This is a genomic window from Salinivirga sp. (assembly GCF_055145285.1).
The window spans coordinates 41,204-47,203 of the sequence record NZ_JBSRDC010000031.1 but is presented as its reverse complement, the minus strand read 5'-3'; the positions used below and the strand labels follow the sequence as shown (position 1 = coordinate 47,203).

At 41.4% G+C, this 6,000-nt stretch carries 4 protein-coding genes; 3 read left to right on the top strand and 1 reads right to left on the bottom strand.

What is annotated here, in order from left to right:
* Nucleotides 1–559: 559 nt before the first annotated feature.
* The 3 genes from ACTB0Y_RS06760 to ACTB0Y_RS06750 all read left to right on the top strand — a co-directional run bounded on the left by ACTB0Y_RS06760 (nt 560) and on the right by ACTB0Y_RS06750 (nt 5,350).
* A complete protein-coding gene (locus ACTB0Y_RS06760) occupies nt 560–1,744 on the top strand; it encodes an ATP-binding protein (RefSeq protein ID WP_463206052.1) in 1,185 nt (394 codons plus the stop codon).
* 999 nt (nt 1,745–2,743) lie between these two features.
* Nucleotides 2,744–4,036 carry an ATP-binding protein gene (locus ACTB0Y_RS06755; RefSeq protein ID WP_463206051.1) on the top strand — a complete coding sequence of 431 codons (1,293 nt, stop codon included), beginning with the start codon at nt 2,744–2,746 and terminating at the stop codon, nt 4,034–4,036.
* Nucleotides 4,037–4,993: 957 nt separating this feature from the next.
* On the top strand, nt 4,994–5,350 hold the full coding sequence (locus ACTB0Y_RS06750; RefSeq protein ID WP_463206050.1) for a VanZ family protein: 357 nt from the start codon (nt 4,994–4,996) through the stop codon (nt 5,348–5,350).
* A gap of 222 nt (nt 5,351–5,572) precedes the next feature.
* Here ACTB0Y_RS06750 and ACTB0Y_RS06745 read toward each other — a convergent pair whose 3' ends face one another.
* Nucleotides 5,573–5,998: an OsmC family protein gene (locus ACTB0Y_RS06745; protein ID WP_463206049.1), complete on the bottom strand. Its 426-nt coding sequence runs from the start codon at nt 5,996–5,998 to the stop codon at nt 5,573–5,575.
* Nucleotides 5,999–6,000: the final 2 nt, after the last annotated feature.

The following is a 6,000-nucleotide window of genomic DNA, read 5'->3' as shown; positions in this document are numbered from 1 at the left end:
GCTTCGTGCCTCGCCATGACGCGTCTTCGGTTGTAGGTTTGTACAGGAAAAACAACGACGTCATCGCGAACGTAGTGAAGCGATCTGTTGCAATTAACTGCAGCGAAAGGAGGAAACAGATTGCTTCACTCCCCCACCGCACACCTCACTAATCCGCCAGCTGGCGGAAGAACCTCCACCGCGCAGCTTGTACAAAATTTCTACGCTACGATCATGCACACCAAAAATGAACGAAATTACTTGCAGGTAAGTTAATGTTCTGTAATACAATTAGATCGAAGCGTCCCCACTCCTTGAGGCCGTGTCAGGCTCTCAACTGAAGAGGGACAGGGTGAGGTGAATTTACCAGAACGAAAGCTTGAGACAGATCACTTCGCTCTCGCTTACGCTGAAGCTCCAGCGAGCAAAGACGCTCGTGACGTTTCCAAATTAGCGTGCGCAACAAAGCCGCAACGTAAGTACTCGCTGCGCTCGTTGCGTGAAACAAAAGCAAAATTAATGTTGGAAAAACCAAAACAATTGAGTATTTTTACTCGCCATATTGAGTAAATTGTAGAATATGTACAAAAGAGCTGAATTAGAGATACTTCACAATCGAATTCATGAGTCGCGTAAGCATATTCAAGTAATTATGGGACCGCGCCAGGTGGGTAAATCAACGATGGTACGTCAATTGTGTGATGGCTTGGTTATTCCTTATTTGTTTACATCAGCCGATGCTGTTGCAGGTAGTGATGAAACCTGGTTAATGCAGACATGGGAATCTGCACGTTTAAAAATGAAGACTTCTGGGGCAATTGAGTTTTTACTCATCATAGATGAGGTTCAAAAAATTATCAACTGGAGTGAAGTTGTAAAAAAACTGTGGGACGAAGATAGCTTTAATAAACTTAATCTAAAGGTCGTATTATTGGGCTCTTCCCGGTTATTATTGCAAGAGGGCTTAACAGAATCCCTGGCCGGACGATTCGAAGTTATTTACCTGCCGCATTGGTCATTTATGGAAATGCATGAAGCTTTTGGATGGAATGCAGAACAATACGCATGGTTTGGCGGTTACCCCGGTAGTGCAGACTTAATTGATGAGGAAAGCCGGTGGAAGCGTTATGTAAGTGATTCGCTGATAGAAACGAGCATATCAAAAGATATTTTGATGCTTACCCGGATTGATAAGCCTGCTTTACTTAAGAATTTATTTGAAGTGGGTTGCCTATATTCCGGTCAAATATTATCATACAATAAAATACTTGGGCAGTTGCAGGGAGCAGGAAATACAACTACATTGGCGCATTATCTGCATTTGCTGGGAACAGCAGGATTGCTAACCGGCATAGAAAAATATTCACCTACAACCATCCGTAAACGTGCGAGCAGTCCAAAATTTCAGGTGCAAAACAATGCTTTGATAAGTGCACAATCAGCGCAATATTTTGACAACATTCAGGCAAATCCGGTTGAGTGGGGAAGAGTTGTAGAGTCAGTAGTTGGTGCGCATTTAGTTAATATGGGGATAAAAGAAGGTTTTAAGCTTTACTATTGGCGCGATAGAAATGATGAAGTAGATTTTGTGCTTGAATACAATGAAAAAATTATTGGATTAGAAATAAAAAGTAATATTTCAAAGCAGCAAAAAGGGATGGATGCTTTCCGGAGAAAATACAATCCCAACAAAGTATACATAATAGAAAACAGGGGTTTAACCTGGCAGGAATTATTAAAGTTAAACCCTTTGGAGTTGTTTTAGGATCGCTATGACGCGTCTATGATTGTGGGTTTACGGTCATTCGGAGATGTTCCCCGCCTAACCGCTCCAGGCGGCATAGCGGATGAAAACACAATTCGCTGCATCCTTGGCGTGATATTCTCGCAGCGCTCGTGGCGTGAAACTCTTCTTTCGTGACTTTCGTGCTTTTCGTTGTTCTCAATTAAGAATAGCACAAATCGAATCAGATTATCCAATTTATTGAAAGTTCGATGTAGCGCTTGCCCATTAGTCGCAGCGTGAGGGTTTCTGTCGGCAGACATAAAGAAAAAACCGTCATTCCGGTTCATTCGGGAACTCACACCGCGACTTTCCGGATGGGTTAATCAACGATGCACCCTATGCGCAGGCAGGCGACGGTTTCGCTCCAAGCGAAGCTGCCGCTGTGGGATTTAGTCAAAAAATTTTCACGCAACGTCCGCAAAGAAAACGCAGCGTGCGCAACGTAAGAACCCGCTGCGTTCGTGGCGTGTTATTCTCGTAGCGTTCGTGGCGAGAAACTCTTTTTTAGTGATTTTCGTTGTATCTGGTGGCACAAAGCGAAAAAGATTCCAACCCATTAGTCGCAGCGTGAGGGTTTCTGCCGGCAGACATAAAGAAAAAACCGTCATTCCGGTTCATTCAGGAACTCACACCGCGACTTTCCGGTGCTCCAGATGCAGCCCCCTTTTTTCACGCGGCGCTCGCAAAGAATACGCAGCGAACGCAACGTAAGAACCCGTTGCGCTCTTAGCGTTATATTCTCGTAGCGCTCGTTGCGAGAAACTTTTCTTTCGTGATTTTAGTGCTTTTCGTTGTTCTCAATTAAGAATAGCACAAATCGAATCAGATTATCCACGAAGCACTTTGTTCCGTATTTATTTCATGCAAATCTTTTGATGAATTTCGTTTAAAGCACGAAGAAAACTGCAAAAAATTCGTTATATTGACGAATAATTATGTATTTTTATCGTGTCTTTTACAAAAAAAGAGAAATTAAACATGAAGGAACTACTAAAAACTGTCATCAAGGATTTTCATAATTCAGAATTAAAACCAAGTCATAGTCGTATAATTAAATTGCCGTTAAACACTAAAACAATCATTTCGGTGATAGGTGTAAGACGTGCAGGGAAAACTTTTTTGCTATATGATACCATAAAAGCACTACTTAAAAAACAAGTACCGGTTGAACGTATTTTATTTCTTAACTTTGAAGACGAACGTTTTCATTTTGAGGCCAAAGATCTTGATTTAGTACTACAAGCATATTATGAATTATACCCTGAACAATCGTATAAGGACTGTTATTTTTTCTTCGATGAAATTCAAAATGTTACCGGATGGGAAAAGTTTATTCGTCGTGTTTTTGACACTGTTTCACAAAACATATATATTACCGGTTCAAATTCAAAACTACTTAGTTCCGAAATAGCAACATCGCTAAGAGGGCGTACCATATCGTATACACTTTATCCATTAACGTTCAGGGAATATTTGAACTTTCTTGATGTTTCTCCATCATATTATGGAACCAGACAAAAGGTCAATATTTTTAAGTGGTACAAACAGTTTTTGCATTTTGGCGGCTTTCCCGAATTATTAGAACTACCCGATGATATTAAAATTAAAAGGCTTCAAAACTATTTTGATACAATAATCTATAAAGATTTAATTGAGCGCTACGAAATATCGAACCCCGTTATTCTCAAATTTTTCCTGAAAAAAATACTGGTGCAAATCACAAAACCGCTTTCGGTAAATAAATTATACAACGATCTAAAGTCACAGGGATATAAAATCAGTAATAATGTTTTATATGAATATTTAGATTATATACAGGCAACTTTTGCTGCTTTATTGATTCCGAAGTTTGATTTTTCAGAGATAAAACAACACAAAAGCGAAAAAAAAGCCTATGCAATTGACAATGGCTTTTTAACGGCAACGAATTATTCATTTTCGAAAAATTTAGGAGCATTATTTGAGAATATGATTGCAACGGAATTATTAAAAGCAGAAAAAGAGATTTTATATTTTAAAAAAAACACCGAGTGTGATTTTATAATAAAAGATGGTGCTAACCATTATCCGGTTCAGGCAAGTTATGAAATGGATTCTGCCGACACGAGGGAACGGGAAATAAAAGGGCTGATGAATGCCTGTAAGTATGTAAATGCAGATAAAGGAATAATTATAACTAACGATTACGAAGAACTTATAAAAGCAGAAAATATAGAGATACAGATTGTGCCGGCCTATAAGTTTATGTTGAATATGGATGATTATTTATAAGTTTTGATTTTCCGTGCCCGCCAGAGCAATTCTTTTTCATGCAACGTTCGCAAAGAAGCCGCAACGCCCGCAACGTAAGAACCCGCTGCGTCCGTGGCGAGAAACTCTTCTTTCGTGATTTTCGTTGTATCTGGTGGCACAAAGCGAAAAAGATTCCAACCCACCAGTCGCAGCGTGAGGGGTTCTGTCGGTAGGTTTGTACAGGAAAAACAACGACGTCATCGCGAGGAGCGGCTTGCTCGCCGTAGTAGAACGAAGGTAGGAGCGACGAAGCGATCTGTTGCAAATATCCTGAACGAAAGCTTGAGATAGATTGCTTCTCCGCCAGCGGCGGATCGCAATGACGCGTCGGTGATTGTGGGTTTTCGGTCATTCGGAGCCGCTCCCCGCATAGCCGTTTCAGGCGGCATAGCGGATAAAAACTGCGTCCGTGGCGTCATATTCTCGTAGCGTCCGTGGCGAGAAACTCTTTTTTAGTGATTTTCGTTGTATCTGGTGGCACAAAGCGAAAAAGATTCCAACCCACCAGTCGCAGCGTGAGGGGTTCTGTCGGTAGGTTTGTACAGGAAGACAACGACGTCATCGCGAGGAGGTACGACGAAGCGATCTGTTTAAAACTACCTGACCGAAAGCTTTGAGACAGATCACTTCGCTCTCGCTTACGTTGAAACTTCAGTGAGCAAAGACGCTCGTGATGACGTGTTTCCAATTTTGGGTTTGTGGCGTGAAATTTTTTTCACGCGGCGTACGCAACGAATACGCAGCGCCCGCAACGTAAGAACCCGCTGCGGTCGTTGCATGATATTTTTTGTAGCGATCGTGGCGTGCAATTCTTTTTTCACGCGGCGCTCGCAAAGAATGCAACGAATGTGCAAAGCTCGCCTCGTCCCTTCATCTCTTCCCTTGCTAATGTCGTTTAATCATCTTAAAGTCTTATTTTTGTAAAAAATTATCGCAATGTCGCAAAAAATACTCCGCTTTATATTCTGGATTGTGCTGGCACTTTTCCTGGTTGTTTCGTCTATACCTGATGGCAGGCTCAATCGTTCGGTGCAGATGGTCGAACTGTCGTTCCGGCTCGATTATCTCTTGCATTTCATCGCATACCTAATCATTGGACTGCTTGCTGCCCTGGCTTATAAACCCAACATCCGTTTGTTCTTATTACTTGTTTTATTTGCAGCTCTCGAAGAAGGCCATCAATACTGGATTCCCCATCGCACCATGAACCCGGTAGATTTTATGTATGATGTTTTGGGTATTACCGCAGGAATGATCGGAATATATGTTTCTAAGTATTTTCGAAGAAGTTAGCAATTGGCCGATGGCTGTTACCTTTTGGCTACTTACTTCTTGATTTTTACCCTTTCTTCTAAAATCATCATGCTTTAAAAAACTTACCATGAAAAAATGCAGGACCATGAACCGCAAACACAACAATTCAATCGCCAATCGCCATTAGTTAGGCGCCAACCACAAAAAAACCGCCACACTTTCATGCAACGGTTTGGGTGTATGTCTAAATAAAAATACGGATTACGATTCGGTTATTTTTATTTCGTGGGTAACGGGTATTACTTTGCGGTAAAAGTCACTTACGCCACAATAGCGCTCCTGGCTGAGGTTAACAGCTTTTTCTATTTTTTCCTTAGGTAGATTTTTGCCCTTAAATTGGTAGATAATGTGCATCTTTATGTACTGCACCGGGTGTTCTTCGTTTTGTTCGCCCTCTACTTCTATATTGAAATCCTCTACCTCTACCCGCATTTTTTTCAGAATAGATACCACATCCATTCCGGTACAACCTACCAATGCTGCTAGCATCAGCGGCTTGGGCCTTGGACCCTGGTCTGTTCCACCAACTTTTTCGTCGGCATCTATCATAAATTTGTGGTTATTCACCTCTGTTTCAAAAGACATTGCGCCTTTCCAGTTCACACTTGCTGTATGTTTTTTTCCCATAT